Genomic DNA, 26534 nt, shown 5'->3' with positions numbered 1-26534 from the left:
GATGACCGAAAACGGCGACCCGGCGAACCCGGCGTACGCGCTGACGATCGGTACGGTGCTTCGCGCGGCGCCCGACCTCGCCAAGTTCGTCGCAAGCGCGGTCTGGCGGACGAACCAGTGGGCGGCCAAGGCCGGCGTACGCGTCGGCACGATCGCCCTGCAAGGCGCGATCTCTGGTCGACCACCCAGTGAGATCATCCAGCAGGTGACGGCGGATGCCCGCGAAGTGATCCGGGTGGCGCTCGGGGTCGTCGACGCGCCGGACCCGTTGCCCAAGGCGCTGCGTGACCGGGTCGTCCCGGCGGACTCCAGCGCGGACCGCAAACTCACCGTGCCGGAGCGCCTCGCGGCCCTCCTGGACGCGTCCGCCGACCTCACCTACCACGAGGAGAGCCACCCGGCGTACGTCCGGCTGCTCAGCGAACTTTCCACCGACGAAGCCAGAATCCTGCGTCTGATCGCCCGGCGCGGGCCGCAGGCGGCGGTGGACGTACGCACCAGCAAACCCTTCGGCGCCGGTAGCCGGCTGGTCGCCCCCGGCGTCACCATGATCGGGCGCTACGCCGGCTGCCGGGAGGTCGACCGGGTGCCGGCATATCTGAACAACCTCTTCCGGCTCGGCCTGGTCTGGTTCTCCCGCGAGTCGCTCCCCGAACAGACCGCCTACGACGTGCTGGAGGCGCAGCCGGAGATTAAGGACGCCATAGACGAGGCGGGCGGCAAATGCACCACCGTGCGGCGCAGCATCGAACTCACCGCCTTCGGCAAGAACCTCTGCGCCACTGGCGGTCTGTTGCCCGCCTCGGCCGCCCTCGCCCGAGCCACCAAGGCCGAGGCCACCCGCCAACTCCCCCCGCCCGACGCCCGCTAGCCCGTAACGATGGTGGCTGACAACACTGGGGGAGAGCTGCTCGAATGATCACGTCATACAAAGGAGGCACCGGAAACTCGTGTTCGCCACGAACGATGACACTGCGCCAAGCCATTAGCCAGAACTCGCTTGTCGGGATTTCGCGCGGCTACTTTGTGCTCAACCTGCCTTTTGCGTAGCGCTGGGGCCAGTTCGCCTTACCAGCGAGGGGCCGCGCAGGTTCGAACCCTGCTGCGCCCACCTAGATAGTCTGAACTGCAGATACTACGCAGAGTAGTCGAAGAGATGGTGAGCGCAGCGCTCAGACAGTGGTTCTGGATCGGGGACCTGCTGGAGACCGCCAGCGCCGGGATGCGAACAACAAGTACCGGTCGATCCAGCAGATGTTCCAGTGGCTGATGATCGAAGAGGAGATCTCCAAGAACCCAATGGAGGGCATGTCGCCACCGAAGGTTCCGGAGAAGCTCGTACCAGTGATTCCGACCGACGATCTGAGCAGGCTGTTCAAATCCTGTGACGGCAAGACCTTCGTGGCGCGCCGCGACCTGGCGATCCTCCGTACGCTCGCGTCCACCGGGTCACCGACCGTGAGCAGCAGATCCAGGACCGGCTGAGTGACCCGATCCGCTGCCGGATCATTATGCGCGAATCGGGCCGCCGCACCAGCGACGGCCAAACCCGCCGAGATCACTGCCGCTATACGGCCGCAGATCGAGAACGTCCTCGCCGAGCTGGACCGCTGGCTGACCAGGTAATGGGCGCCCCTACAGAGCTGCCGGATCTGCGTGACGAGCCGATCGTTGGGTGAGGATCTGGGGGCCGGTTTCGGTGATCGCGACTGTGTGTTGGGAGTGGGCGGTGCGTGAGCCGTCAGCCCGAGCGGATGGTCCAGCCGTCGGGGTCGAAGACGATCTGGTCGGTCGTACGCGCGAACCAGGGTTCGAGCGCCAGGGTCATGCCCGCCCGGAGCTCGGTTCAGCTGGCCTGGTTTTTTGCGCCGAGAGTGGGGAATTTTCCCTCTCTCGGCGTCGAGTGTGGGGTTTTGTCCCGCACTCGACAGGTGTGCCGCGACGGAACGGTTCCGGTGGGGCTGGTGTGACGTGTGGGGCCGTCCTTGCTGACAGCTTGTAGTTGATCATGGAACAATCGACGGCGTTCCGGTTGGTCAACTCGCGGGCTGCAACCGCTGCGAGCAGGGCCTCCTTGTCCGGGAAATGCCGGTACGGCGCGTTGTGGGAGACCCCGGCGCGGTGACCGACCTCGCGGAGGGTGGCCGCGGCGACCCCGCCGCCGTCGAGCAACTTCGCCGCCGCCTCCACCAGCGCGTCGCACGTGTTCACCGCCATCGGGTGATCGAAGGACAGCACGACGCTGCGCTTCTTACCCGCGTGACCCGCCGATACCGCTGTCGTGGTCGGCTGGCGATCGCGAAACGGCGGCGACGTGCAGGTGGACGATGTCGTACGCCGCGGGGATCGCTTCGTCGGGCCAGTCATGGTCGGTCTTATGGATGCGCAGCGAGACGAGGCCGTGCAGGGCGACCCACAGCCGGGTGGCCCACCGGAGGGCGTGTTCGGTGTCCGTGGACGCGAGATCGGCGAGCAGCTCCGCGGTGTGGACGATGATTTCCCAAGCAGGGCCCTGATTCCGGTCATGCGGCGGAAGATCCAACCGATCCTTGCTCTCGAAGAGCAGCTGGTACGCGCCCGCATTGCCGAATCCCCACTCGACGTACGCGATCGCGCGGCGCTCCAGCCGTTCGGTGACCGGAAGCGTCAGGTCGTCGGCGTCGGCGAGATGCGCGGCGAAACGGCTGTTCAGGTCCTCGACGACCGCCTGGATCAGCTGCTCCTGGGAGGAGAAGTGGAGGTAGACGGCGGTCGGCGAGACCCCGCATTTCCGGGCGACAGCGCGTAACGAGGGAACGGCCGGCGGCTGTGGCGCGAACAGCAGCTCGCTCGCCGCGGCGACCATGTTTTCCCGCAGCCGTACCCCCTCGCCTTTCGGATTCTGCAGTCGCGCCATCTCCTTGCATCCTCCCGGTTGTGGGTGTACACATGTTAACCATACAGGGTTGACAGGCGTAAACCTACTTTTGGAGTGACGTTGCGATGGCACCAATCGACTATCGGACACAGACCGCCCTGATCACCGGAGCCAGCTCCGGCATCGGCGCCGAATGCGCGCGGCAACTTGCGCAACGGGGCGCTGCTCTTGTCCTCGTGGCTCGGCGCGAAAGCAAACTCAAGGACCTCGCCGGCGAGCTTCACAGCCGGTTCGGCGTTTCGGTGACGGTCATCCCGGCCGACCTCGGCGCGCCGGACGCGAGCACCCAACTGGCGCATGAGGTCGCGCGCTTGGGCCTCACCGTCACCACGCTCATCAACAACGCCGGCTTCGGGACCTACGGCCCGTTCGCCGATGAGGATCCCGAACGCATTGCCGCGGAGGTACGGCTCAACGTGGAGGCAGTCGTCACGGTGACCCGGGCGTTCCTCCCCCAACTGCTCGCCGCCGGCAGCGGAGCGCTGGTGAACGTCGCGAGTACGGCCGCCTACCAGCCCGTACCGAGAATGGCCGTCTACGGAGCGACAAAAGCCTTCGTCCGGAGCTTCACCGAAGCACTTTGGCAGGAGACAAAGGGAAGTGGCCTACGGGTGACCACCCTGTCGCCCGGGTCGACCCAGACGGAGTTCTTCGATGTCGTCGGTACGAAGGAGGCCGGAGTCGGCAATTTCCAGACTTCCGAACACGTCGTCAGGACCCTGCTGTCCACTTTGGACCGCAGGAACCCGCCACCCGACGTCATTTTGGGCTCCAGCAACAAACTCAATGTCTTCGCGTCACGATTTCTGCCCCGCCGGCTGTTGATCTCCACCACCGCGAAAATCATGCAGCCAAAAGAAGCCTGAGACGGCGGAAGTGCGGTGACCAAGAGATTTTCCGAGCATGTATCGCTACATGACCCGGCAAGTCTCTTGATCACCCCGCCACGTCCGAGCCACCGGGATTACATTGGGAAACGTCATTTATCGAGGGAGTGCCACCATGCCCGAGTCGTTGCCGGCAACCACGGTCGTACGCGTCTCACGCGGCAGCTTCGACCCGGGCCGGTTCGCCGAGGTCGACGCCGTGAACAAGAAGACCTCGCAATACCTGGTCCCGGCCATCAGCCGACTGCCGGGGCTGCTTCACTACTACGTTGGCATCTCGCCCGAGGGCTCGATCGTGAACGTCAGCGTCTGGGACTCCCACGACCATGCGGCGCAGATGGGCCAGCTGAAGGAGATGGCCGTTGACGCGCGCGGGGAGATGGAAGCGGTCGACGTGTCCTTCGCTCCGATCGTCAACTACCCGATCAGCTGGAGCATCTGACCTGTGTACGCAGATCAGTCGCCCGGCGCCGGTACGGACAGGTGCTGGTGGATCATCTGCCAGTCGCCGTCGCGCTTCTGAAAGACACGGGTGCCGCGGGACCGGACCTCGACACCGTCCATGACGATGCGGTCGAGTCCCCACGCCACCGCGAGGTCGCCGGACGCGCGGACGGTGAGATCGGGGATGTCAAAGGCAATCTGCTCAGGTGACGACTCAAGACCGCGCCGGCAGACCTCGCGGGCGTCACCGATGCCGACGTACTGCAGCGGCCCGGCGTGTTCGTACGACACGATGTCCGGCGCAATGTGCTCCATCAGCCCGTCGAGATCCTTCCCAGCGGTACGGGAGAATCACTGCTCGTGCACTGCCTGGACCTCGGCGGCGGAAGTCTCGGGCGGCTCGGTGGCGTCGGCGAACGAGTGGTGCTCGTGGGTGACGATCCATCGGCCGTCCACTTTGGTCAGGCCGATCGTCAGCCGCAGCCGGTGCTCGGGGTCGCGATCGAAGTCCTCGGGCGTACCGCACCTCAACAAAGCGAAGGCAAACGCGACGTCCGCGCCGGCCGTGACCTGAAGCGACTCGATCTCGAACACCGCGCCGGATGCCTGCCACTCGAAGAAGCCCGGCCAGGTCTCGCGGTAGGCCTCGATGCCACGTACGCCCTGCTCCGGTGGCGGGACATCGAACATCACGATGTCGGGCGCATGGTCGGCCAGTACGGCAGACATGTCTGCGTCCTGGACGGCGGTGGTCCAGCGTTCGATGAGTTCGTGGATCTGCTGTTCGTCGGTCATGGCCAGTTCCTCCTTGTGGATGCTCTCTACAGGTGGAACCCCGGGCACCGCGGGAATTCATCGCAGCGGCGGCGACGATCGGGCACGATGGGCGAATGACAGCGCCCGCCGAGCTCGTCGCCGCTGCTCGCGGCGGTGACGCGGAGGCGTTCGAACTTCTCGTCGCGCCATACCGAAGCGAGTTGTTGGCCCACTGCTACCGGATGCTCGGCTCGTTGCACGACGCGGAGGACGCGCTGCAGGAATCGCTCGTACGAGCGTGGCGGAGCGTCCAGAATCTCGACGACCGCGCCTTTGTACGAGCGTGGCTCTACAAGATCGCGACCAACCGCTGCCTCACCGCAATCGAGCGGTACGGCCGCCGCGAGCTGCCAGCCGACCTCGATCCAGGAACATCCGCCACCGAGATCAAGTGGCTCGAGCCGTACCCGGACACTTCGCCCGAGGAGCACTATCTCGCCCGCGAGAGCGTCGAGCTCGCCTATGCAGCAGCCCTGCAACACCTGACCGCCACCCAACGCGCGGTGCTGATCCTGCGCGAGGTGCTCGGCTTCTCCGCGGCCGAAGTGGCGCAGCAGCTGAACACCTCCACCGCGGCGGTGAACAGTGCCCTGCAGCGAGCCCGCAAGGTGATCGACTCCGCCACACCGACCCAGCAAACAGTGTTGCGCGACCTCGGCGACGAGACAGTCGACACGATCGTGCGCCGCTGGACCGATGCCTGGCACCTCGGCGACGTCGACGCCATCGTCGCGATGCTCGCCGACGACGCTCGTTACTCGATGCCGCCGCTACCCGAGTGGTACAGCGGCCGGGACGACATCCGCGCCTTCCTGGTCGGCGGCCCTCTTCAATCTCGCTGGCGGTTCCTGCCCACCACGGCAAACGGCCAGCTCGCCTTCGGCACCTACCTGTGGGACGACACCGCCGGACAGTACGTGCGCGGCGGCCTTGACGTCCTCACGATTCGGGGCGGCCGTGTCGCCGAAGTGACCGCCTTCCTTACCGCCGATCTCACCCGGTTCGGACTGCCGGCGGGACTTCCTCGGTAAGCGCAGCACTCGGGAGCACCAGCTCGAGAGTGCCGAGCGTACGGCGATCGCGAAGTGGGACTTGCGGTGGTCGCCCGCCTTCCAGATTTCGTCGACGACCTGGAACACGGCGTACGTGATGTGCGCGGTGATGCTGACAAACAGGTCTCCCGCGGTGGCGGGCACGCGCTCGGCGATGGCACCATTCAGGTTGCTCTGAGCCTGTGCGGCCAGATCCCAGAGCTGGGCTCGGGGCACCGGCGCGTTGTCGACGATGCGACGTAGCGCCACCAGACGCCCATCACGGTCGACGAGGTCTTCGAGGGTCGTACGGATCACGGCTCCGAGCGCCACATTCAGCGGCTCCTCGGCAGGACGGTCGCGTAACAGCGTCCGGAGGTCGATCGACCGCGCGAACCGGTCCAGGATCAGCAGATCGTTGCTGGGGAAATAACGACAAAGCGTCGTGCTACGTCCCAGCGATGAGTTCCCGCGCCCAACTGGTCATGCGATGACGAAGCTCTTTGATGTCCTGCAACGCCAGGCCATGACGCTCGAATGCCTGGTCTGGAATACGGTCAACAGCCAGCAGGGCTTGGGAAAGCATGCTTTCCTCTAGGCCCGGGTCAGATTCCTTCGCGAGCCTGAGCAGATCCTCACGCCGGTAACGTCCAGTGCGCAGCACCGCGTCGATGTCAACGTAGTCGCGATCCGCCGCGCGTCCGTAAAGTGCCGCCATCTTGTTCGCCACAGCATCGTCAGGATGCAGCACCGGACCGATGTCCAACTGGACCGGTGGATGAGCACGCCAGTCGATGCCGAACTCGACGCGAACCTGTTCACCATCGACGCTGGTGAGGACAAGTCTGGCAAAAGCGGCATTCTGCAGCGTCGTTTCGACGGTGAACCCGCCGTCACGGTAGGCAGCCACCGCGGCTGCGACGGCTTCCCCGAATTGCTCTTCTGCGTCAGCAACCGTGAACAGGTCCACATCCTCGGAGAGCCGTTCAACGAAACCGTGGGCTTGTACGGCGTACCCGCCCGCCAACGCAAATCCGAACGGCTTTGTCGCGATTAGTCCGATCTTGGCGGCCTGTTCGTGCAGCGGGTTCATGCCGCCTACGTCACGTGGGTCAGCTGGGGGAACTGCTGCTCCCACGCCTGCCGCTGGCCAGCTGGAAGCCAGAGCCGATGCCACATACGGCGCAGGATTGCCGCATTGAGATATCCGGCCAGGTCAGCCGTACTCATCGCCTCACGGATGACCGTCTCATAAAGCATGCCAAGCTGGCGATCGTCACCGAGGTCGAAAGAGCGTAAGCCAGACCACGCGAGCCGGGTCGGCAGTTCGACAATGCCGCTGGTCGGGCCAGCCAGGGTGTCGAACGCGTCGGGCAGCACGATCGGACGCACGTCCGAGTACCGCAGTCGACCAGCCACGCCACTATTGTGCCGTTCCACCGCCTCGCCCGCCAACAGCTCCTGGTACGGCACCTCTCCTTCGTCGAAGGAGAGAAAGTTAGTGATTGTCGCTGGCCTATCCTTGGGCGCGTGACAGGTCACGCGGGGGACGAGGAGCTGCCGGAGTCCAATACGGCGGATCCGTGGGCGGCGCACCTGCCGGGCCAGGAGCTGGTGCCGGCCTACCTGGTGTCCCGGTTCGCCGCGCAATACCGAGTGATCGTCGAGGTGCTGCTTGAGGCGCAGGACACGAGCCTCACGGGGTTGTCCTTCGATGAGGTGGCAGTCGGTGTACGCGGCTATCTGGTCGAGCGACTGTCCGCGCCGACAGCTGACAACTTGCGGGCGGATGACGCGTTCAGCCTGGATGCGCGGCTGGACCGTCTCGTCAAGTGGGGTGTCCTGACCCGATGGCAGGACCCGGCGCGCACTGGCGAGGATTTCCTCCGTCGGCGCGACCGCTATCAGCTGACGCCGGCCGCCGCGCGGCTGCACGCCTTCTGGACGCAGGAGCTGGCATCCGAGGAGGACGCGGCGGCCGACCTGACGCTCGCGCCGCGGGCTATCCACGACCGGCTGCAAGTGTTCGCCACCGCAGTGTCCGCTCGCGACTACATGGCGGCCGCCGCGGAGTTCCAGCAGGTCATCGGGCTGCATCACGGGATGGCAGTGGCGGCGCGTACGTGGCAGCGCAGCCTCGCGCACGCGCTGTCCGGCGGGCCCGACCCGGACAAGCAGGACGTACTGTGGCGGACGCTGCGGGCTTATGTCGGCATGTGGGGTGAGCAGGTCGACGTACACACGCCGAGGATCGCGGCTCTTATCGAAGAGTTGACGCCAAAGTTGACTGAGTCGGTGTGGCGCGCATGCGTACGGTCAGCGCTTGCCGAGGATGCAATTGACGACGTGATCGACCTCCAAGCGGCTCGGTGGACACAGACTTGGACCGCGCTGACCGGCTGGTTCTCTGGTGCCGAGGGACAGGCGGGGCGGCTACGCCGGCAATTGCGCGACCTGGTGGCGCCATGGGCGCGCAACATGCACATCCTGATGGACACCGGTGGAGTGGTGACCCGTCGCGCTGAGTTGTTGCGGCTGGCGCGGGCGATCGAGCGGGCGCCCGACGACGAGGTCGCATGGCGGATCTGGGACACCGCGGTTGGTGTTTTCTCCGCGCGACACCTGCTCTTGCCGGCAGACGCGGCGGACGACAACACCCAGTCCTGGGCGGACGGCCCCGCGGCGCCGGTGACCGCCCGTTTTCGTGAACACGGCCAAAAAGCGACCGTCGGAGTACGTGCGAAGAAACTCGACTATTCTGCTGGCCGGGCAGCCGCCCGACGTACCAGGGCGGCCACCGCTGCGGCACGGGCCGAGGCGGAGGCGTCGTTGCGCGGACGGTCGGGGACCCAGCTGGCGGGGTGGGCCGAGCTCTCCGAGCCGGAGCTCGACCTTCTGGTGGAACTGCTCGGTGTCGCGCGGGAAAGTCCCGGTCAGTCGGCGCGGGTCGGCGTCACCGGCGACGGCAGGTGGCGGGTGACGTTGACTCCAGCGGACAGCGGCTCGGGCTCTGCCGTGGTGCCGAGCCCACGGGGTCGCCTGGTCACCGTGAACTGGTATTTCGAGTTGGACTCGGCCCGATGAGTCGCGACACGGATGACCGGCAGAAGGCGTTCACTGGATTGTTGGCACATCCTGTGGTGGACCGCCGCCGCGATCCCGAGATGTTCGCGCTTGTACGCAGTTCGAAGCATCGGCGTGTCCTGGTCGACTGGTTTTCTGAGCGGCTGGGCTACCGGCTGGTGGTCACCGACGCGGCGGCGCGGTTGTTCCGGCTGCCACTGGAAAATGAGACGACCACACCTCGGCGCTACGGCCCTCCGGGTCGCCGTGTGTTGGTATTGGCGGTGCTGGCCGCGGCAGCGGCGGAGGACACCGAGGACATCACCACGACTCAGGACCTTTCGGACCGAGTACGGGCACTCACCCGACACGAAGACGTGGATCTGGCGCCCTACGAGCCGGACCGATTCGTCGAGCGGCAGTTGTTCGTGAAGGCGGTGGGGTTGTTGGTCGGTACGGGTGCTCTGCGGCCGAGCGGTCGCGGTTCCGATGAGGAAAGGGAAAGTTGGGCATCGCACCGAAATTCGGTCGGCGGCGCGTACGACGTCGAACGTGAACTTCTGTTGCGGATGGTCGATCCGGCCGCACTCGCCGCCGCGCTGGGGCAGCGGCCGACCGGAATCTTGGTGCCGGAGTCCAACACGCGCTTTCGGTTGATGCGCCGGCTGTTGGAACTGCCGGTGTGCCTTTTCGCCGATCTCACAGAGCCGGAGCGGACGTACCTCACCAGCCAGAAGTATCGAATCCTGGCCTGGTGCGAGGAGATGACCGGCTGGGTGGCCGAGCAGCGCGCCGAGGGTCTGGCGCTGATCGCTGGCGGAGAGGATCAAACCGACCTGCCGTTTCCGCGGGTGAAGGCGGTGGATTTCGCCGCTCTGATGGTGTTGGACGAGCTACGTCGGCGGCAGGATCCGCGCGGCATGCTTGATGATGACGAGGTGGACCGAGCGGTGGCCGACGTGCGGGCCCGTCATCCCAAGGCGAAGACGAAGGAACTCAACGACGACATGACCGTACGGACGCAGGTGTTGGAACTCCTGCGCGCGCTGGATTTGGTCCGCCCTACAACCGACGGCCGCTGGTGGATTTCACCGGTAGCTGCCCGTTTCCGTGACCCACGCGTGGTGGCGGTTTCATCCACATTGGACGGTGACGACCGATGAGCGGGGAATCCACTGGATTTGCACAGGAATGGCTGGAGGCGGCGACGACCGGCGGGCTGCCGGAGCCGGTCCGCTCACGCTGGCAGCCGCTGCGGGTCGGCATCGTCGACCTCTGGGAATACGACGAGGCGGAGTTTTGGTTCGCGGACGGACGGATGGTGCTGCGCGGCGGCAATGGCGCCGGCAAGACCAAGGTTCTCGAGCTGACTACCTTGATGTTGATGCGCGGCGAAATCCTGCCGTCCGTGCTCGATCCGTTTGGTTCGCAACACCGCACGATGCGGTTCAATCTGCTGCCAACCGGCGAAGGCGACGATCCGCGGCCGCTCACCGACGCCGGCCTCGGTTACGCGTGGGTGGAGTTCGGCCGCCGCGACGAGACCGGCCAGCAGCGGTTTTTCGTCTGCGGCATGGGCGCGAGCGCTCGTCGCGGATCGGGTACGGCTGGCGTGTCGACTTGGCACTTCGTCACCCGACACCGACCAGGCAAGGATTTCAGTCTGACGCCGGCCGGTCGCGCGATCGAACAGAAGGATCTCAAGAAGATCGACGGCGTCACAGTGCCTGGCAGTGCGATGGCGTACCGAGGCCTGCTGGCCAGCGAGCTGTTCGACCTTTCCGCGGAATCGTACGACAATCTCACTGAGCTGTTGAAACAGTTGCGCAAACCAAAACTCGGTGAGCGACTCAACCCAGCCAGTCTGGCTGAGACTCTGCGGGACGCGCTGCCGCCACCGTCGACCCATGAGGTGACGCAGCTCGCGGAGGGCTGGGAACACCTGGAACAGCTGCGAAGTGCCGTCCAGGAAACGGAGAAGGCGGCCACTGCCGTAGCGGATTTCGTCCGCGGCGGCTGGCGTCCATGGATCCGGCTGCTGCTGCGTTCACGTGCGGACGACTTTGCCGCGGCGACCACTCGCCTGGACAACACCACGCGCGATCGGAACACCGCCGAGAAGAATCTCGCCATCGCGAAGGACGAGGTCGTCGCGGTCGAGAAGAACTTGACCGACGTAAAAAGGGAAAAGCAGGACCGCGGCACGGAGCTTCGGGAACTGCTGGACTCCCAGTCTTATCAAGATGCCGCCGCTGCGGCTGGACGTGTCGAAGGGCTGGAACGGGATGCCAGAAGCCTGACCGGCCAGCTAACGCGAGCGCGGAGCAAAGTTTCGCGTGAACAGGCAACGGTCGCGGGCGCTCAAGTCCGTTTCGAGAAGGCAACTGGTGACGTAGAGAACGCGGAGGTGGCCGTACGCACCGCCTCCGGCGTGTTGACCGAAGCCGCCGGACCGGCAGGACTGACCGGATCAATCGAGCGCCATCTGCCGGGCCGGGACGTGGAGGCGCTGTCCGCGGATCTCACCAGCCGTACGGAACGTTTCACACACCTGAGAAACCTGCACGCGTCGTACGCGGTGACTGACGGGGAGGCGACCGAGTCGGGACATGCTGTGGAGCGGGCCATGAAGGCCGTGGATAAGGCCGTCGAGGAGGAGAATGCTGAGCGAGAGACGGTCGAGGAGTGCGTGGAAACGCTCTGGCGCGGCATCCGCGACTGGGCCGACCTGGCGACGGTCGCGCCGTGTTCTGCTGAACTGGCCGAAGAATGGCGGGATCTGGCGCACGGCCTGACCGTGATCGACACGGAGAGCGGCCGTCCGCAACCCGGGCTGCTGGTCACCGACGCTATGCGCGAACACATCACGATCGCTCAAAACGCTTTAAAAGAGCGGGCTTTTCGCGTACGCGAACGCCGTGCGCCGATCGCCAACCGCCACCAGGAGGCGACCGCCGAACTCGCGGCGGTCAAGGTTCGAACCGAGTCCGCGCCGATGCCGCCGACGGCATGGCAGCGGCAGGAACGGCCGGACGGTCATGGTGCGCCGTTTTGGCGAGTGGTGAATCCCGTCCTCGACGGCGACCGCCTGGACCGGTTGGAGGCGGCGCTGGCCGCGTCTGGCCTGCTCGACTCGTGGCTGGCGCCGGACGGCGAGCTGTCCACTGTGGACGGAGTCCTGATCGCCGACGTGCAACCACTGCCTGCCGGCGTACGCGAGGACAACAATCTTTTAGACGTACTGGAAACCAGTGAAGAGGCTGGTGTTTCTGCCTCTGTAGTCCGCCGTTTGCTGGCCGGCATCGGATGGTACGACAAGGCGCCGACCGATTCCGCCGGCGACTGGTTCGCGGCCGACGGCAGTTGGCGAGTTGGTGGCCTGACTGGTCGAGCCGTACCGGCCGCACCGGCGTCTTTTCTGGGCGCGGCGGCGCGCGAGGCCGCGCGGCAGCGGCAGATCGCCCGACTGGAGGCTGAGCTTGCCGACCTTGCCGCGCGACTGTCCGAAGTGGACACTGAGCTGGCCGCCCTCGGCTCCGACTCCGACCGGCTCGCTCGCGAGGAGCGTGCGATTCCACTCGATGCGGAGCGGAACCTCACCAATGCCGTCGCCAGGCATGCTGATCGAGCGCGCCGTACGGGGACCTGCCGGGTCGACCTCAGCGTCGAGCAGAGACGCCACGATGACCTGCTGACCAAACGTGACCGCGCCTGGGGCCGGTTCGCCGAATATGCCAGTGATCATGGTTTTGGCCTGCGAAACCTCGACGAGCAGGCGACGGCGTTGCGTGAGTTCGAGCGCGGACTCGCCAGCCTGCTCGGCCGGATTGCTGTCCTGGAGGCAAAACGCGAGGCGTTGTCGACCGCTGAAGTTACGCTTTCCCAGCGGCGGGAGGAACTGGAGGTCGCTGCCGTCGAGGAGTCCGAAGTGGACCTTCAGTTGCGGGATGCCACCGTACGTCTGCAGACCGCTCGCAACGCGCTCGGATCGGACCAGCGCCAGCAGTTGCAACGGCGCGACGACCTGGACAAAATCCTGGCCGAACTGGAAAAACAGTTCGAAACACTCAACGACAAGTGGAACAAGGCCAGTGTCGCCGCAAATAAGGCGGAGGTGCAGCTGGACGGGTATGAGCACAGCCGTGCGGACGCGGAACGTGAGCGGGACGGCGCGATGGACTCGCTGTGGGCGGTGGTAACCGGCGGCCTCGCCGAGCCGGCCGGAGTTTCCCCGCCAGAGAAGCGAACCGTCGCCGCGGTCCGCGAGTTCACCGCACTCGTACGCCGACAGATCACCGCGCAGGCCCAGCCGGAGGATGTGGAGCGCGCCTGGCGGCGGTGTTACCGCGAAATGGAAATCTTGCGGCAGAGCCTGCTGCCGGATCGGGACGCCAAGATCGTGGAGGCGGACGAGGTGTCGCCGATTCCACGAGTGGAGGTGTTGGCCGACGCGGCCAGCGGATGGCAGCAGCCACACCAGGCCGCCGACGCCTTGGCCGGGCGGGTACGGGAACAGCAGGACACTTTTGACACCGAGCAGCAGCACGTCCTGACCACGCTGCTGGAGTCGACCTTCATTGAGCATCTAAAGCTGCGACTGGACTACACGACCCATACTTTCGCTCGGATCAACGACCAACTGGGGAGGCATCCGACCCGGCAGGGTCACGTTGTTCGAGTGCAATGCGAAGCTGACCCGGCCGATCCGGACGCGAGTGCCGTGGTCACCGCCCTCACCCGGGGATATCAGGAACTTTCCGCCGATCGTCAGGACATGGTGCGGTCGTTCCTGGCCCGCAAAATCGATGAGGCGCACAGCGACGCCAGTGCGGAGGGTGTGGTCGATTGGAAGGAACGGCTGTCCGCCGCGCTGGACTACCGGCATTGGTTGAAAATCTCGTTGCAGTACCGACCTGGCGCGGGCAGTAAGTGGACGCCGTTCGACGCCGCCAAGCATGCCGCGAAATCTGGCGGCGAGAAGGTCGTCCTGCTGTCGCAACCGCTGTTCGCGGCGGCGGTCGCCGCGTACGACGCAGCCGGTCCGCAGGCGCCCCGTTGGGTGTGGCTAGATGAGGCAATGACCGGCGTGGACGCCGAGATCAAAGCCTCCTTCATGGGCCTGACGGTCGATTTCGAGCTAGACGTGATGCTGACCGCGCACGATGAATGGTGCACCTACCTGACAGTCCCGGCCGTCGCGGTTTACGACCTGCACCGGCACGAGGCGCTGGCTGGCGTGGATGTGCAGCCTTACCTGTGGTGCGGCGGCGAATGGTCCGAGCTGGCGGTCGACCAACTTGGTGCATCAGCCTCGGAGCCGGAGGCACCGACCGGCGGACTTTTCGATGAACTCGAAGATGAGTGACCTGCCAGCGGCACTGGTCGCCTGGGCGCGACTGTCCGGCCCGACCATCGTGCTTGATGCCATCCGGCTGCGTGCCGGACGCGGCGCTCAATTGGACCGCGGGGACGTACGCGTCGATTTGACCGCGGCGCAACGCCGTGAGGTCGCTCGTCTGCTCGGTACGCCTTGGGACGTGTCGGGCCGGCCGCCGCGCCTGCAGGATCTTGCCGCCGGTCTCGCCGAGCACGGGCTGACCGTACGGGCCTATCTGGAATCCCTCGACGGCGCGCCGATTGTCGATCGGCGTAAGGCGCGTGCCGCGCAGCGTTTTGCTGTTGAGGCTGAGCATTCGACTGTCCTGGACCTGTTGTCCGCCGAGATCGACAGTGCCAGCAGCGAAATCTGGCTGTCCGACCTCGGGCTACCCCGGCCAGGTGACGGGGCTCTGCATGCGCTGGTTGAGCAGGTTCTCCAGGTATGGCAACAATTACCAGGAGAAGACGGTCCGCCGGTGCGGCTGGCGTACTTGGCGGCTGGTGTGCTGGGAAACGCGCATGCCTTGGACTACAACGAACTTCTCGGTCGAGCGGTGTGCCGGTTGATCGCGACCGTACATGGCCTGCCCCGACCATTGAGTGCCAGTCGCGACTGGCGTCGGGCCTGGGCGGCGGCGGGCGTACGTTGCGATGAGATCTCCTCGCGGGTCCTTGCGCTGAACCTTCCGCTGCGCGGCGCATCGGCTGCCGCCCGCTGGTGCGAGGCCGCGGATGGCGAACCGCTTTGGTTGTCATTACGGGCAATCTCGGGCGACTGGTCCGTTCCATCGGGCATCCGGGTATACGTGTGTGAGAACCCCACGGTTGTCGAGGCGGCTGCCGACGCGCTGGGCGACCGCTGTCTTCCGTTGATCTGCACAGATGGTCTCGCGTCCTTGGCTGCCGTCAATCTGGTGGCAGGTTTAGCCAAAGCTGGCTGTGAAATCTTAGTTCGTGCCGACATCGATGACAGTGGTTTCGTCCTGGTCGATCAGCTCCGGACCGCTGCACCAGCCGCGACCACCTGGCGGTTCGACAGCGCGACGTACGCACAACATCTCGGCTTGTCCGATGTAACCGGTGAAAAGCCGCTACTGCGGGAGCTATACGCGCGCTACCGCGTACCGCTGCACGAAGAAGCAATCCTCGATGACCTCGTCAGCGACCTCGGTGCCTGACAGTCTCACTCAGTCGGTCCGAGGTGTCCGTGTGTGCGGTGGGGTGCGATGCCGTCTCCCGTGCTGGTGCTTAGGCAGATCGACGGTCGGGTGTCGTTCGACGCGAGGTGACGTGGCCCGAGCGTCGATCGTTTCGGCTGGCTCTTGATCCGAAACGACGCGATCGTGACCCAGCACGGAGGGCCTCTCCTGCTGACCAAATCGCTGGAACGACTGTGTGAGTTCTCGGACAGCTTCAGCCGGCAGGTCCGGTATCACCCTCTGAAACGCTTCGATCGTGTCTTGCGGGACAACTTGCGGACGAGCCATCTCCGCAAGTTGCAGTGCTGATCGAGGGATGCCGGTCTCGTCGAGGAAGCGGCGTACCAGGGCGCGGCCATCACCGAGCGGGGCGCCGTAGCGATCTGCGTACGGCCGCAGGGTTGCGGAGACCTCCGCAAGGTCCAGATGTTTCACCGCCAGTGCGTCGCGGACGACTCCAGCGAGATGTCCACCGTCAAGATGACTGGACGGACCTCCGGATTACGCACGTCCCGACGGGCCGGACCGACAAATTCGAGCAGATCCGCATCGAGGTCGCCGATTCCGTGGAGCTGTGTGGCGCTGCGGTGGGAGACAACCTCCAGTATGTCGCTCATGGCTCGCAGCGATGTCCGCGAGTTCCAGCTTAAGGTCATTAGTACGGCTCATGACGGCAATAGTCACACCTAGGCCGCAACTAATGCCGTCAACGAGCGTCTTAGCTCATGCCCGCTGCGTCTACGGACGGGTTCGATGTTCACCGGAGGTCGGGATCTAGAGCGGATCGGACCGGCGTGGTGTCCTGCGGTGGCGCGGGCGCGTCGAGTGGAATACCACGTTTGGTCAGCCGTACGCGCCGATTGCGATTACAAGCCAAGAGCCGCGCGGATACGGGTCGGGCTCATCCTCGTCGGATTCCCGTCGTCGGGGAAAGACTCGAGTAGCCGGATGAGGTCGTCGCGGCGGGTGGGGTCGTTGGCGGCTTGGCGTGGGGTCAGGCCGGCGAGGGCGGGGATGGAGTCATCGAGCCATTTTTGCTCGTAGTCAAGGATGAACTGCTCCATCACCGAGGTAGCGTCGGCGTCGCTGAGGGCGGGTCCGGCAGGGGCCATTCGGCCGAGAGCCTCGGTGGCTGCGCGTGTGTCGGGTACGGGTTCGCGGGACTCGTCGACGATGGTGAGGATCGGATCGAGCGTACGCAACTCATCAAGAATGCGGTCGAGTCGATTTTCGCTGTTGGTCTCGATATGCAGCTGTCCGTCGAGGCGGATCCGCGCGCGGACATGGTCGTCGCCGTCGAGGTCGAGCCACTCTGGCGCCCCGTCCTCGGCACGCTCATACGCGCCGTCGAGAGCCTCGGAAAGGGTATCTGTGACCGATAGCGTTGCCGAGCACATCGCGAGCGGATCGCCTTCGGTGTTGACCAACTTTGGTGGAGCGAAGCGAGCGGTCAGGAAGGCGACGAGTTCGACCGGGTCCGGATCGTTGTCCAGCAGCTTGATGAGCTCGTCGCGTTCCCGCAAACCGATCGGCTCCAGTCCGCCGAAGATCTGCATGGTGTCACCGGCCGGTACGATCCGCGCGCAGACCAGGGAGCCCGCGGTCAGTTGTCGGCTGGCGGCACGCTCCCGCACATCGTGGGTGTCGCCGGTGCGCAGGTCGCGTACGGTCAATCCGATACCTGCGCGGACCCGCTGGATTTCGAAGACTGACCGCTCGATGAGGGTCCATTGTTCGCCGAGCAATCGTTCGTCGGCGGGCAACAAGGCGCCACGAGTCACCAGGAATGCGGCGAACGCGCCGCCCTGAAAAAGTGCCACGTCATTGATCAGCGGGTCATTGAGCGCCTGCATCCACGTTCCGGAATGGCGGGATCGCTCGGTTGCCAGTTCGATCAGGAGATCCTGGTCGAGATGCATGCCTGCCTTCTGATAGAGCCAGGCCGCCCGTACGTCCAGCGGCAGCTGCTCGCTGTTTAGATGGCAGACCTTGCATTTTCGCCCCGACCCGCACCAACATGGCTTGTTGCGGCCCAGTTCCGGGCGCGGCTGGGGCTGGAACTGCTTCAGTAAGCGAAAAAGTGGGTGCCCGGCGGTGAGCCCGGCACGCTGCGCCAATGCCAGGCCGCGTACGGCGTCGCCTCGCTCGCTCGCATACTCGGCCAAGTCGAGCAGGACTAGCGACGTAGGGCCTAGTTTTTCGGCTTCCAACAAGGTCTTCTCGGCGGCGATGAGGTCACCGGACAGTTCGTGCGCCTTGGCGGCCAGCCATCGAGCCGCCGGACGTGCCCGCGGTGCGACCGCTGGCTCGATGAATTCGGCGAATTTTCGCAGTTTGTCGGCGTCATCCGGATCCAAGTCGAGCTCGTCAAGAACCGCGTACGCGACAATGGGCGTCGAGAGTAGCGACACGAGGTCGTCGACCTTTTCTGTCTGCCGTCCGTAGAGCGAGACGATCGCCAATACGGCGCGAGCTTGATCCTCGCTCACGCCATGCCGTTGGCGCAGCTCGTCGAGCCGGGAGTCCTCTGAGCTCGGCCCGAAGTCGAATCCGTCGCCGGCGAGCCAAGCGCCGTGTCGAACGAGGCCGTACCGCTGGATTACGGTTGAGAGCGGCGGAAGCGGCTGGGGTGAACAGCGACGCATCGTCCGCGCAGGCGGTCAGGACACCGATAGATGACTCGACCGGCTCGCAGTAGTCGAGGATCGAGTGCAACACCTCGCCGAGCCGGGTGGTGTCGGGAGACACCGTGTTCTCGTCGACGGGTTGGAGCACGATTCCGCGATCGGTGAGCCGCAGGCCGATCAGATCGCCGGCCCGCAGATGGCTCAGATAGCCGCGGGGGAGCAGCAGGCATTGCGAGCTGTCAGCCTCATCCACCTCATCGGTGGGAATGCCGCGTTCGACCAGCAGTTCGCGGTCGAACGGCAACAGCGCCGGTACGACCGGCGACCCGTCCGCGAGCAGGCGGCCCTCCAGGTTGTCCGGCATCTCCGCGACCGTTTCCAGATCGGAGGTCAGCGCAAGCGTGTCGTACTCGACCTCCCAGTCCGCCAATCGATGGGTGAAACCCGGTCGACAAGCAGCGCCGGGGCCCATGCCCACCGGTCATCGGCCAGGAGCGTGACACGATCGTCCGTCTCGTCCATCCCCTCCAGGAGCGCCTCGTCGGGATCTTCACCGAGGTCGACGCCGTCCCCTTCCAACAGCGTGATCAGCTGCTCATCGGTGGCCGGGCGGCCGTGGGCGATGAGTACGCGCACGACGGCGTCATTGAGCAGCTCCTCGGACATGAATCGGACACTATCCGGTCGCTTGGACACCGCCCAAAACAACCCACGAAGGGAGTCGGGCTGTGAGGCTTGACTTGCGGTTCGGTAAGTCGTAGCTTTCCGTTCGTGACGACTTACCAAGATCGGGACGGGTGGGAAGTGCTGGGGGATCCCAGCCGGCGGCTCATCGTCGCCAGTTTGGCCGAACGTCAGCAGGCCGTTGGCGAGCTTGCCCAGGCGCTGCCGATCAGTCGGCCAGCGGTTTCCCAGCATTTGAAGGTGCTCAAGGACGCCGGGCTGGTTACTGATCGGGCGGTGGGGACTCGTCGGGTTTATCGGCTGAATCCGGCGGGCGTGGCCGCCTTGCGAGATCAATTGGAGACGTTCTGGAATCGTGCGCTTGGCGGTTATCAGGATGTCGTCGAACAAGACACCGAGGAGAATTCATGACCCAGGCAGATGTCGTGGTGCGTCGGCAGATCATCGTCGAGGCGTCGGTGGAGAAAGCTTTCACCGTATTCACCGAGCGGTTCGGTGATTTCAAGCCTGTTGAACACAACCTCCTTGGCGTCGCGATTGCCGCGACTGTGTTTGAACCCAAGGTCGGGGGTCATATCTACGACACCGGCGTCGATGGCAGTGAGTGCCGCTGGGCGCGGGTCCTTGCGTACGAGCCGCCGGATCGTTTGGTGTTCAGTTGGGACATTGGGCCGACCTGGCAGATTGAGACAGAGCCAGAAAACACCAGTGAGGTCGAGGTCAGGTTTGTCGCAGAAACCCCACAACGTACTCGAGTGGAACTGGAACACCGTCATCTTGACCGGCATGGCGACGGATGGCTGTCGGTCAGGGATGGGGTGGCCGACGACGCTGGCTGGCCGCTGTATCTGGCTCGCTACGCTGCCTTGTTCACCGCGGGCAGCTGAATGCCTCCATTAATTTGGCGGTGAAAGGGCTGGGGCCGACCGTCGAGTGGAGCATGTCTCGGACGATACCGATCAGAGTGCCTGATGCGACTACCTGACAGGTAATTGTGCCGCCAGGCGGAGGGCAGCACTGTGGTGGTGGGCCAAGTCCTTTCCCTGCAACCTCAAAAGGATCTCCATGCCTTTCGTCACAGCCGAAGACGGCACCCCTATCTTTTTCTGCGACTGGGGTTCCGCGGCAGCACCGCCGGTGGTGTTAGTCCATGCGTGGGCACTCAACTCCGATATGTGGAGCGCCCAGGTTCCAGACCTGACAGCGGCTGGATTTCGGTGTGTCACCTACGATCGCCGCGGTCACGGCCGCTCCGATCGGCCAGGTAGTGGTTACGACCTCGACACCCTGGCCGATGACCTGGCCGCTGTCCTGGACTGTTTGGACGTCTCAGACGCTTTGCTGGTAGGTCACTCCATGGGTGCTGCGGAGATCATCCGCTACCTCACTCGCCATGGCACCAGCCGTGCGGCTGGAGTCGTCCTAAGCGCACCCATGGCGCCCTTTCTGTTGCGCACCAAGGACAACCCCGGCGGGATTGAGGAGTCCTCGTTTGAGAGTGCGCGCCAGGCCATGCGCGACGATATAGGTGCGTTTGTGGACGCCGCCCCGTGGAGCGACTATTTCGGCGCCAGCCTCGAAGTCTCTCCGGCGCTCGCCGACTGGACTCGCCGCCAGATCGTCGACACTCCACTTCAGATCCTGCTCGAGACCCAGCGCGCGTTCACCCGCGCAGACCTGCGTCAGGAGCTGGCCCAATTCACCCTACCGACACTCGTCATCCAGGGCAGTGCCGACCGCTCCGCGGCGATCGAGCTTACTGGCGAACGAGCGGCGGCGCTGGTGCCAGGCAGTCGTTTGGTGGTGATGAACGGCGCCGGTCACGGCCTTTACGCAAGTGGAGCGGGCCGGTACGACAGCGAGCTGATCGCATTCGCCCGCGACTGCCTACCGCGTTAGCGCCTGCCGTACACCCGTTGCCCTTCCAGGAAACTCCGTTCCTCGTCGCGGACACAATACCGCGACGCGGTGATCGTCAAGTGCCAATGCGCTCGGCGAGAATCTGCTGTCCTGGACCGGAGAGCTCTTTGACGATGCCATGGCGTCCGGCCATGGCCATCAGCAGGGCCTCGGCGGGTCCCTCAACGGCCGGCCCTGTCCCGGCGACCCAGTCGAGATCGGACGCCACCAGCGTCAGGCCTCGGATGCGTTTAGCCGCGCCGATAGTGGGAGCGGTGCGTCCGAATGGCAACACGGCGTGCATTCTTTCGGCGGGAATGTCGCGGGGTATGCCGAGCGGGCGGCGGATGTCCTGGTGATGGATAACTCCGTCGGTGAGGGCAATTCGGCCACCGAATCCCGCGGTGAGCCCGCGTGGATGGAGGTGGTCCTTCACCAGCGCGACAAGGGCATCCGTGCTGTAGTCAGCATATGCGGCGACACCGGCAGCATTGACCTTGGACGGAAGGATGCCGCCGGTCACGAAGCGGCCTATAAGGCGCCCGGTGCCGAGTTCCTCGTAGCTAAACATGTGCGCGACGACATCGCGCACTCGCCATCCGGCACACAGCGACGGCGTTAGCCATTGCGCTGGGGTCAAAGCGATGAGCAGATCGGCAAGGTCGGCTCGCTCATCGCGAGCCAGCTTCATCGCATCGATGGGTGCGGTCATTTCTGGTTCGCCACCGTCTCGGCAAATCCATCCAACAGGATCGACCGGACGCCGCCGTAATCAATCGTGTCGAACGAGCGGGTAAGGGCTCGAAATGCCTGCTCTACGGGGACGCCGATCGTGGCTGGCCCGTTGACAGACGGCATCGACGCCGTTGTTCTCATGAGTTTCTCCTCTTCGGGCAAGAATCCGCCACGGATGGGGTCATCGAGTACGTGTGCAAGCGCCCGCCTCCGTAAGTAGCCACGAACGGTTAGCGTAGACGCACATTGGGCGGTTAGCAACCGGAGAGACGAACCCGCGTACCGAGGTGACTGCTCGAAGTGGGTCGACGACGGCGTCCTCATCGAGGTTGCCGCGGTTAGCCGCTTGTTAGGGATCGTTTAGCGCCCCTCCGTAGGTTCTGCGCAGTTGTCCCCAGACCCTCCAGGAGGAAATCGCTGATGTTTCGCATCCGGCATGGCAAGACGAGATTGCTTCTGAGTCGAGCGGTCACGGTGTTCGCAGCTACCACAGCGGCTGTGGTCACGACAGCGTTGCTGGCGCCGGCGGCAGCGCAGGCGGCTGGTGCGCCTTGGGCTGTCACCGCGATGAGTGGAAGCACGCCGATCGCCAAGGCTTACGGCGACTTCGCCAAAAACGGCCCGTTTGCGACGGTAGGAATGAACTGGGTCGACATGTCCAACAACGGTAACCCCGTCTATGTCGAGGTGTACTGGTCTTATTGGATTCAGGACGCCAGCGGGAGCTGGTATTGGGCGAGCGGAGGAGGCAAGCAACAGAGTGCTCGGTCATCCCGCATGAAGTACGTGTCAGGAAACCTGTCTGATCGGTATTATCCTGAGGGTAATCGTGCGCGCGCAGAAATCAAGGTGTGTGAGGACAGGTCCAAAGCGTGGGACAAATGCTCGTCAACCGCGACCGTCTATTTCAACTACTGATCCCAGGCAGCGGGGAACGCGTTTATGTCGGCGGGTACGGGCCGCACACGCTGCGCCTCGTGCTGCGTGCCCGTCGACTCCGGCCTTGAAAGCCTCCCTGTTCCGGCTGGCGACAGGGAGGCTTTCGCTGGCGTGCTATCTCGTACGGCGAGTCTTTCGCACATTGGTGCTGAGGCTGGTGATATGCCAAGGCCCGCAGGACGCAGTGTCCTGCCATCCGACGGTGGCCGTCCCGTTCTGGCCGGGGCCAGTGAAAACCAGGCGCCCAATGTCGTCCTGCGACAGCATGACGTCGTCGGTGAGCATCGCGTACGTGTGAGACGCGTTTCGGATGACCGTGTAGTGCCACGGGCCGTTGTCCGCGTGGTCCTGCCAACCGTGCAGCACCTTGCCATCGGCGGTTCGTACGACGAATGTCAACCGCCCACCGGAGTCCAGCGACACCACAGGATCACCGGCGACGGTAGGTGTCACGTGGGCGCCGTCGTCGTCCACGTCCGTGGTCGGCGTGAGGGTGGCCCAGAGCCACGGCCCGTTGCCCGGCGTGCTCTGCCATCCGTGCGACAGCTTGCCGTTGGGGTCACGCGCCATGAAGCACAGCCGGCCCGGAGCGCCCTGGCCCATGCCTATCCGGCCGGCCACCGGTACGGCGGCACCGTTGCCGTTGTTGAGGATGACCGCGGTGTGCCAGGTCGAGGAGCCGGGCGTGTCCTGCCAGCCGTGTAGCAGTTGATTTCCATTGGTCTGGACGAAAAAACACAGCTTGCCGCTGATATCCAAGGCGACGCTTGGATCGTCCAACGCCACCGCCTGGGAACCAGTGGCCACGTCAGCGATCGCCGCGGTGTGCCAGCTGTCCGAGATCGGGCTGTCCAACCACCCGGCCACCAGCGAATTGTCCGCACCTCGGGCCAGGAAGGTGAGCCGTCCAATCGAGTCGATCGCGGCCGCCGGTGAGCCGGTCAGTTTCACGCCCGGCCCCGGCAGGTTCTCCCAGCCGGTTACGGTGGCCCGGCGCCATACCAGCGCGCCATTTTGGTCGATACCCAGCAGATTCATCCTGCCGCGCAGGTCCAGCACGGACACGGCCGAACCGGCGAGAGGCCCCGGTACGGACGACTGCGTCCAGTTGTCGCCATTCGTACGCCGCGCGTACCCGATCGACCCATCGGCCTTGGCCAGCGCGTACGTGAGCACCCCACTGTCGTCCAACCGCATGGCCGTACCAGGATTTTCCAGCACGACGCTGTTCGACTCGAACCGCAGATCGTCTATGTAGAGCGTGGTCGGCGCGGGCTGTTTGGTAGTGGAGAACTGCACGGACGTCAACGTGCTGAGGTCGAAGAGGCCGGACTGCGGGTGGTAGATGTCCGCGAGCGCGTGCCACAGCTTGATCCGTACGGTCTGCCACTGCCGCGCCGCGAGATAGACGTGATGCTCCGGATCTTTCGCGCCCTCGTTGTAAAATGTGCAGTCCAGTCCCAGCACTCGGTCGGAGTCGTTGTACGCCTCGAAAGCGAGTTCGCGGAACCGACTCCAGTCTCGCCGCCCGACGTGCTCGGCGCCACGGATGAACAGGCCGGAGCTGTCCTGGCCGGCGCCGAAGGTGATTTTCAGACTGGACTTGCCGGTCTTGGGATGGTCGGTCGAGCGGCTGACCGTCGCGGTCGCGTCCCCGAAGCGGGCGGCGTCCGCGTCGGTCTCGAAGGAGTTGATTCGTACCGGGTGCGGCAGCCCGATCGGACCGACCTGGACCGACCGGGTCAGGGTGTCCGAGCCGGCGGTCACGGTCACCTTCTGGTAGCCGGCCGGCAGCGGCACGATCGTACGATGTACGTCCGCCTTGGCGGTTCGTTCCACCGGGGTACCGGCCTGGCCCTGGATCGTCACCGGCACGCCGTTTCGGACGTACACCGTCACTGGTACGTGGTAGGCGCGCGGCTGGCCACCGATGAGGACGATCGCCGGCTCGCCGTTGATCGCCCGGTCCAGCTGGACACCGACTTCGGTACGGATGCTCTCAAACAGATCGGGGTTGTCCCGATAACTGTCCAGCCAGTCATAAAGTACGCCGAAATATGGCTTGAGTAGCTCTTCGACCGTGAATCGATCGTCCACGCCGAGCTGCTGGGCGATCTCGACACCGCGCTTCTCGAACAGGAACAAATGCTCGCGGTCCTGCATGCCGGCCTCGACCGCGTGCAGCCGAAGTGACCCGACCGGACCAGGAACATTGGCCTGCGCGCCTGGATAAAGCAGAAAACCATCGCCGGCCGAGTCGTTGTTTGTGTACGGGTCGTTGAAAACATTGCGCGGATGGTAGTCATGCCCATCCCAGGAGCCGAAACAAGTCGTCGACCAGTAGAGCAGGCCGGTGTAACCCTGCGAGTGTTGGAACCAGGGGACCAGTCGTGAACCGACCAGCGAGTCGTTGATCATCACACCCGGGTACGGCCACATGTCGCCGATGCAGATGTAGGTCCACACCAGGTCGCCGCGGGCCTTCAGGGTGTCGACGGCGCGTGGCTCGTCCAGCATCGCGACGGCGTGTTCTTCGAGGACCCAGGCATTGTTTTCGTTGAGCAACGACTGACGCGGCCGGTGCGTCAACGTCATGATCGTCGGCACTTCGGGTGCGTACTGATGCAGCGTTTTGTACGCACCGACAAGGGTGTCCTCGGCATGGTCGTCGCCGGGCTCGTCGCCGACATAGAAATACGCCTTGTTGATCAGGCCCTGTTGACGCAGGTAGGTGGCGACCTTGTCGAGCTTGGCCGTGTCGACGGTGATGCTGTTGGTCTGGTCGCCGCGGGCGTAGGACGGCATCTGGAATTTCACCACGCGTGGATCATTGACATACGCGGCGATCTGCGCGATGTATGCGTCCGGCTCGGCTTCGCCGGGTGACGCATAGTACGGCCCGGGGCCGGGGTCACCAATGATCGGCGGATAGTTCGGCATGACCCGGTGGTCCATTTGATAGTTGTAATAAGCGTCCATTCGGGTCTTGAACTCCGGCGTTCCCCATTTCACGTTCTCGGCCTGCGCCGCCAGCGGATACCACGGCCAGAAGGCACCGACGGTGCTCGGCACCACCGGAATCGAGAAACCCCAAACGGTCAGCGTGACCGGCACGGTCGTCGGTGCGCCGCCGCCAGTGAGCGTGACGGATCCGCTGTATACCCCAGCCGGCTGGTTGGCCGGAATCCGCACTGTCACCATGAACGCGTTGTTGCCGTTGGCGCCGGCCGGGACCTGGTTGCTCGGCACCACCGCGTCCGGCCACCAGCCGCTCAGATACTTGGAGTTCTGCGGTGGCCGACTGACGTTGACGTAGCGCTGGTAGAAAAACGCGACGGCGGACGCCGGGATTTTCGCGCCGTTCGGGCCCGCCAGGTCAGAAGCCGTCGCGGTGACCGTCGTGTCGGATCCAGCGGTGACCACGATCTGGCCGTAATGGCGTTCATTTCCAGCGCCGAGGAAGCGCAACGTGTTCGGTGGCGTACCTGGCCAAGCCCGGTCCGCCCGCACCTTGTCCAGCGAGGCGGCCACCCATGCGTTGACCGACGCGGCCGCCCCCACCTCTGCCGGCTGGCTGGCGGCCGCCGGCAGGTCACCGATGAACGGTGTCGCCGCGGCCGCCCCCAAAAGCGCGAGAATTCCGCGTCGAGGAATGCCTTGCATCTCCCACCCCATCCCGAGATTCCAGTGAGGGCGGGAGGGTAACCAAGCGCATCGACGGGCCACAACTGACATCTGCCATATCGCCGAAAATATCCGGCCGGAAAGGCCTCAACTGGTCTCGTTCCGGCTGTAGAAACAGTTTTCGACGTTTACCGTTCCGCCTGGAGAAATCAGATAATCTCCCGAACATTCGTCCTTGGGATCCAAGAAGGCGGCCTCGGCAGCTCCTAACCCTGCTGAAAACAGCACCT

At 64.8% G+C, this 26534-nt stretch carries 27 protein-coding genes and 2 pseudogenes; 15 read left to right on the top strand and 14 right to left on the bottom strand.

The features are described 5' to 3' along the window. Nucleotide 1: 1 nt before the first annotated feature. The 3 genes from ABD301_RS07875 (at nucleotide 2) to ABD301_RS07865 (ending at nucleotide 1626) form a co-directional block, all read left to right on the top strand. Nucleotides 2-871 (top strand): Abi-alpha family protein, encoded by an 870-nt coding sequence (locus ABD301_RS07875; RefSeq protein ID WP_344308504.1) that lies wholly within the window; start codon nucleotides 2-4, stop codon nucleotides 869-871. Between the two features lie 308 nt (nucleotides 872-1179). Next, entirely contained in the window at nucleotides 1180-1485 is a 306-nt protein-coding gene (locus ABD301_RS07870) for a hypothetical protein (protein ID WP_163566592.1), read from the top strand. Beyond that, nucleotides 1486-1626 carry a hypothetical protein gene (locus ABD301_RS07865; RefSeq protein ID WP_279578903.1) on the top strand — a complete coding sequence of 47 codons (141 nt, stop codon included), beginning with the start codon at nucleotides 1486-1488 and terminating at the stop codon, nucleotides 1624-1626. Between the two features lie 9 nt (nucleotides 1627-1635). Here the strand turns inward: ABD301_RS07865 and ABD301_RS07860 are convergent. From ABD301_RS07860 to ABD301_RS07850, 3 genes and pseudogenes are all read right to left on the bottom strand, one after another. Next, nucleotides 1636-1840 (bottom strand): annotated as a pseudogene (locus tag ABD301_RS07860) (type I methionyl aminopeptidase); the annotation flags it as partial. Beyond that, nucleotides 1825-2217: a TetR/AcrR family transcriptional regulator gene (locus ABD301_RS42340; RefSeq protein WP_425551898.1), complete on the bottom strand. Its 393-nt coding sequence runs from the start codon at nucleotides 2215-2217 to the stop codon at nucleotides 1825-1827. The pseudogene ABD301_RS07860 and the gene ABD301_RS42340, both read right to left, overlap by 16 nt. Nucleotides 2218-2251: 34 nt before the next feature. Next, nucleotides 2252-2896, bottom strand: a complete 645-nt coding sequence (locus tag ABD301_RS07850; protein WP_344308501.1) for a TetR/AcrR family transcriptional regulator — start codon at nucleotides 2894-2896, stop codon at nucleotides 2252-2254. 86 nt (nucleotides 2897-2982) lie between these two features. On the opposite strand from ABD301_RS07850, the gene ABD301_RS07845 reads away from it, so the two are divergent. Continuing rightward, complete coding sequence (locus tag ABD301_RS07845; RefSeq protein ID WP_344308499.1) at nucleotides 2983-3783, top strand: SDR family NAD(P)-dependent oxidoreductase; 801 nt, start codon at nucleotides 2983-2985, stop codon at nucleotides 3781-3783. 136 nt (nucleotides 3784-3919) lie between these two features. After that, on the top strand, nucleotides 3920-4246 hold the full coding sequence (locus ABD301_RS07840; RefSeq protein WP_344308497.1) for a hypothetical protein: 327 nt from the start codon (nucleotides 3920-3922) through the stop codon (nucleotides 4244-4246). A gap of 14 nt (nucleotides 4247-4260) precedes the next feature. On the opposite strand, the pseudogene ABD301_RS07835 reads toward ABD301_RS07840, so the two are convergent. Further along, nucleotides 4261-4575, bottom strand: a pseudogene (locus ABD301_RS07835) (YybH family protein); the annotation flags it as partial. 24 nt (nucleotides 4576-4599) lie between these two features. Then, nucleotides 4600-5043, bottom strand: coding sequence for a YybH family protein (locus ABD301_RS07830; protein ID WP_279578907.1), 444 nt, complete (start codon nucleotides 5041-5043; stop codon nucleotides 4600-4602). Between the two features lie 95 nt (nucleotides 5044-5138). Between ABD301_RS07830 and ABD301_RS07825 the strand changes: the two genes are divergently transcribed. Together ABD301_RS07825 and ABD301_RS07820 are read left to right on the top strand one after the other, a co-directional pair. Continuing rightward, the gene (locus tag ABD301_RS07825) at nucleotides 5139-6095 is read left to right on the top strand and encodes a sigma-70 family RNA polymerase sigma factor (RefSeq protein WP_344308495.1); all 957 of its coding nucleotides are present in this window, start codon (nucleotides 5139-5141) and stop codon (nucleotides 6093-6095) included. A gap of 54 nt (nucleotides 6096-6149) precedes the next feature. After that, nucleotides 6150-6359, top strand: a complete 210-nt coding sequence (locus tag ABD301_RS07820; protein WP_163566595.1) for a hypothetical protein — start codon at nucleotides 6150-6152, stop codon at nucleotides 6357-6359. A gap of 184 nt (nucleotides 6360-6543) precedes the next feature. Here ABD301_RS07820 and ABD301_RS07815 read toward each other — a convergent pair whose 3' ends face one another. Next, the gene (locus tag ABD301_RS07815; protein ID WP_163566596.1) at nucleotides 6544-7188 is read right to left on the bottom strand and encodes a nucleotidyl transferase AbiEii/AbiGii toxin family protein; all 645 of its coding nucleotides are present in this window, start codon (nucleotides 7186-7188) and stop codon (nucleotides 6544-6546) included. 5 nt (nucleotides 7189-7193) lie between these two features. After that, complete coding sequence (locus ABD301_RS07810) at nucleotides 7194-7568, bottom strand: hypothetical protein (protein ID WP_344308492.1); 375 nt, start codon at nucleotides 7566-7568, stop codon at nucleotides 7194-7196. A gap of 57 nt (nucleotides 7569-7625) precedes the next feature. On the opposite strand from ABD301_RS07810, the gene ABD301_RS07805 reads away from it, so the two are divergent. Genes ABD301_RS07805 through ABD301_RS07790 form a run of 4 tightly spaced genes read left to right on the top strand, consistent with a single transcriptional unit; the run spans nucleotide 7626 to nucleotide 15715 of the window. Beyond that, entirely contained in the window at nucleotides 7626-9179 is a 1554-nt protein-coding gene (locus ABD301_RS07805; protein ID WP_344308490.1) for a DUF2397 domain-containing protein, read from the top strand. Further along, the gene (locus ABD301_RS07800; protein ID WP_344308488.1) at nucleotides 9176-10321 is read left to right on the top strand and encodes a TIGR02678 family protein; all 1146 of its coding nucleotides are present in this window, start codon (nucleotides 9176-9178) and stop codon (nucleotides 10319-10321) included. Before ABD301_RS07805 ends, ABD301_RS07800 begins: the two co-directional genes overlap by 4 nt. Beyond that, nucleotides 10318-14523 carry a TIGR02680 family protein gene (locus ABD301_RS07795; RefSeq protein WP_344308486.1) on the top strand — a complete coding sequence of 1402 codons (4206 nt, stop codon included), beginning with the start codon at nucleotides 10318-10320 and terminating at the stop codon, nucleotides 14521-14523. Before ABD301_RS07800 ends, ABD301_RS07795 begins: the two co-directional genes overlap by 4 nt. Beyond that, nucleotides 14504-15715 (top strand): TIGR02679 domain-containing protein, encoded by a 1212-nt coding sequence (locus ABD301_RS07790; protein ID WP_344308484.1) that lies wholly within the window; start codon nucleotides 14504-14506, stop codon nucleotides 15713-15715. The genes ABD301_RS07795 and ABD301_RS07790 overlap by 20 nt, the downstream gene beginning before the upstream one ends. A 452-nt stretch (nucleotides 15716-16167) precedes the next feature. On the opposite strand, the gene ABD301_RS07785 is transcribed toward ABD301_RS07790, so the two are convergent. The 4 genes from ABD301_RS07785 to ABD301_RS07770 form a co-directional block, all read right to left on the bottom strand. After that, the gene (locus tag ABD301_RS07785) at nucleotides 16168-16353 is read right to left on the bottom strand and encodes a hypothetical protein (RefSeq protein WP_163566598.1); all 186 of its coding nucleotides are present in this window, start codon (nucleotides 16351-16353) and stop codon (nucleotides 16168-16170) included. 249 nt (nucleotides 16354-16602) lie between these two features. Continuing rightward, nucleotides 16603-17946: an SEC-C domain-containing protein gene (locus ABD301_RS07780; RefSeq protein WP_344308481.1), complete on the bottom strand. Its 1344-nt coding sequence runs from the start codon at nucleotides 17944-17946 to the stop codon at nucleotides 16603-16605. A 157-nt stretch (nucleotides 17947-18103) separates the two neighbouring features. Further along, complete coding sequence (locus ABD301_RS07775) at nucleotides 18104-18793, bottom strand: hypothetical protein (RefSeq protein WP_344308479.1); 690 nt, start codon at nucleotides 18791-18793, stop codon at nucleotides 18104-18106. Continuing rightward, nucleotides 18754-19029, bottom strand: a complete 276-nt coding sequence (locus ABD301_RS07770) for a hypothetical protein (RefSeq protein ID WP_163566602.1) — start codon at nucleotides 19027-19029, stop codon at nucleotides 18754-18756. Before ABD301_RS07770 ends, ABD301_RS07775 begins: the two co-directional genes overlap by 40 nt. A gap of 105 nt (nucleotides 19030-19134) precedes the next feature. On the opposite strand from ABD301_RS07770, the gene ABD301_RS07765 reads away from it, so the two are divergent. The 3 genes from ABD301_RS07765 (at nucleotide 19135) to ABD301_RS07755 (ending at nucleotide 20946) form a co-directional block, all read left to right on the top strand. Continuing rightward, entirely contained in the window at nucleotides 19135-19458 is a 324-nt protein-coding gene (locus tag ABD301_RS07765; protein WP_279578918.1) for an ArsR/SmtB family transcription factor, read from the top strand. Further along, nucleotides 19455-19934, top strand: coding sequence for an SRPBCC family protein (locus ABD301_RS07760; protein WP_163566603.1), 480 nt, complete (start codon nucleotides 19455-19457; stop codon nucleotides 19932-19934). The genes ABD301_RS07765 and ABD301_RS07760 overlap by 4 nt, the downstream gene beginning before the upstream one ends. 178 nt (nucleotides 19935-20112) lie before the next feature. Then, entirely contained in the window at nucleotides 20113-20946 is an 834-nt protein-coding gene (locus ABD301_RS07755; RefSeq protein WP_344308475.1) for an alpha/beta fold hydrolase, read from the top strand. Between the two features lie 76 nt (nucleotides 20947-21022). Here the strand turns inward: ABD301_RS07755 and ABD301_RS07750 are convergent, their stop codons facing one another. Both ABD301_RS07750 and ABD301_RS07745 read right to left on the bottom strand, forming a co-directional pair. After that, nucleotides 21023-21637, bottom strand: a complete 615-nt coding sequence (locus ABD301_RS07750; RefSeq protein ID WP_425551901.1) for a maleylpyruvate isomerase family mycothiol-dependent enzyme — start codon at nucleotides 21635-21637, stop codon at nucleotides 21023-21025. A 17-nt stretch (nucleotides 21638-21654) separates the two neighbouring features. Continuing rightward, nucleotides 21655-21822, bottom strand: coding sequence for a hypothetical protein (locus tag ABD301_RS07745; protein WP_279579049.1), 168 nt, complete (start codon nucleotides 21820-21822; stop codon nucleotides 21655-21657). Between the two features lie 279 nt (nucleotides 21823-22101). Here ABD301_RS07745 and ABD301_RS07740 point away from each other — a divergent pair, with 279 nt between their 5' ends. After that, the gene (locus ABD301_RS07740) at nucleotides 22102-22599 is read left to right on the top strand and encodes a hypothetical protein (protein ID WP_163566606.1); all 498 of its coding nucleotides are present in this window, start codon (nucleotides 22102-22104) and stop codon (nucleotides 22597-22599) included. Nucleotides 22600-22734: 135 nt separating this feature from the next. Here the strand turns inward: ABD301_RS07740 and ABD301_RS07735 are convergent, their stop codons facing one another. Next, on the bottom strand, nucleotides 22735-26283 hold the full coding sequence (locus ABD301_RS07735; protein WP_344308469.1) for a DUF8189 domain-containing protein: 3549 nt from the start codon (nucleotides 26281-26283) through the stop codon (nucleotides 22735-22737). Between the last annotated feature and the right edge of the window lie 251 nt (nucleotides 26284-26534).

Source organism: Fodinicola feengrottensis, assembly GCF_039530045.1.
Classification (GTDB): domain Bacteria; phylum Actinomycetota; class Actinomycetes; order Mycobacteriales; family HKI-0501; genus Fodinicola; species Fodinicola feengrottensis.
The sequence above is the reverse complement of the archived record's forward strand: the minus strand, read 5'-3'. Positions and strand labels throughout refer to the sequence as shown.

Bases quoted from the DNA above. Each gene is read 5' to 3' on its own strand.
- ABD301_RS07875 (WP_344308504.1), top strand. From the start codon at position 2: ATGACCGAAAACGGCGACCCGGCGAACCCGGCGTACGCGCTGACGATC.
- ABD301_RS42340 (WP_425551898.1), bottom strand. From the start codon at position 2,217: ATGGCGGTGAACACGTGCGACGCGCTGGTGGAGGCGGCGGCGAAGTTG.
- ABD301_RS07850 (WP_344308501.1), bottom strand. From the start codon at position 2,896: ATGGCGCGACTGCAGAATCCGAAAGGCGAGGGGGTACGGCTGCGGGAA.
- ABD301_RS07845 (WP_344308499.1), top strand. From the start codon at position 2,983: ATGGCACCAATCGACTATCGGACACAGACCGCCCTGATCACCGGAGCC.
- ABD301_RS07840 (WP_344308497.1), top strand. From the start codon at position 3,920: ATGCCCGAGTCGTTGCCGGCAACCACGGTCGTACGCGTCTCACGCGGC.
- ABD301_RS07830 (WP_279578907.1), bottom strand. From the start codon at position 5,043: ATGACCGACGAACAGCAGATCCACGAACTCATCGAACGCTGGACCACC.
- ABD301_RS07825 (WP_344308495.1), top strand. From the start codon at position 5,139: ATGACAGCGCCCGCCGAGCTCGTCGCCGCTGCTCGCGGCGGTGACGCG.
- ABD301_RS07815 (WP_163566596.1), bottom strand. From the start codon at position 7,188: ATGAACCCGCTGCACGAACAGGCCGCCAAGATCGGACTAATCGCGACA.
- ABD301_RS07800 (WP_344308488.1), top strand. From the start codon at position 9,176: ATGAGTCGCGACACGGATGACCGGCAGAAGGCGTTCACTGGATTGTTG.
- ABD301_RS07795 (WP_344308486.1), top strand. From the start codon at position 10,318: ATGAGCGGGGAATCCACTGGATTTGCACAGGAATGGCTGGAGGCGGCG.
- ABD301_RS07790 (WP_344308484.1), top strand. From the start codon at position 14,504: ATGAACTCGAAGATGAGTGACCTGCCAGCGGCACTGGTCGCCTGGGCG.
- ABD301_RS07785 (WP_163566598.1), bottom strand. From the start codon at position 16,353: ATGAGCGACATACTGGAGGTTGTCTCCCACCGCAGCGCCACACAGCTC.
- ABD301_RS07770 (WP_163566602.1), bottom strand. From the start codon at position 19,029: ATGTCCGAGGAGCTGCTCAATGACGCCGTCGTGCGCGTACTCATCGCC.
- ABD301_RS07760 (WP_163566603.1), top strand. From the start codon at position 19,455: ATGACCCAGGCAGATGTCGTGGTGCGTCGGCAGATCATCGTCGAGGCG.
- ABD301_RS07755 (WP_344308475.1), top strand. From the start codon at position 20,113: ATGCCTTTCGTCACAGCCGAAGACGGCACCCCTATCTTTTTCTGCGAC.
- ABD301_RS07750 (WP_425551901.1), bottom strand. From the start codon at position 21,637: ATGAAGCTGGCTCGCGATGAGCGAGCCGACCTTGCCGATCTGCTCATC.
- ABD301_RS07745 (WP_279579049.1), bottom strand. From the start codon at position 21,822: ATGAGAACAACGGCGTCGATGCCGTCTGTCAACGGGCCAGCCACGATC.
- ABD301_RS07740 (WP_163566606.1), top strand. From the start codon at position 22,102: ATGTTTCGCATCCGGCATGGCAAGACGAGATTGCTTCTGAGTCGAGCG.
- ABD301_RS07735 (WP_344308469.1), bottom strand. From the start codon at position 26,283: ATGCAAGGCATTCCTCGACGCGGAATTCTCGCGCTTTTGGGGGCGGCC.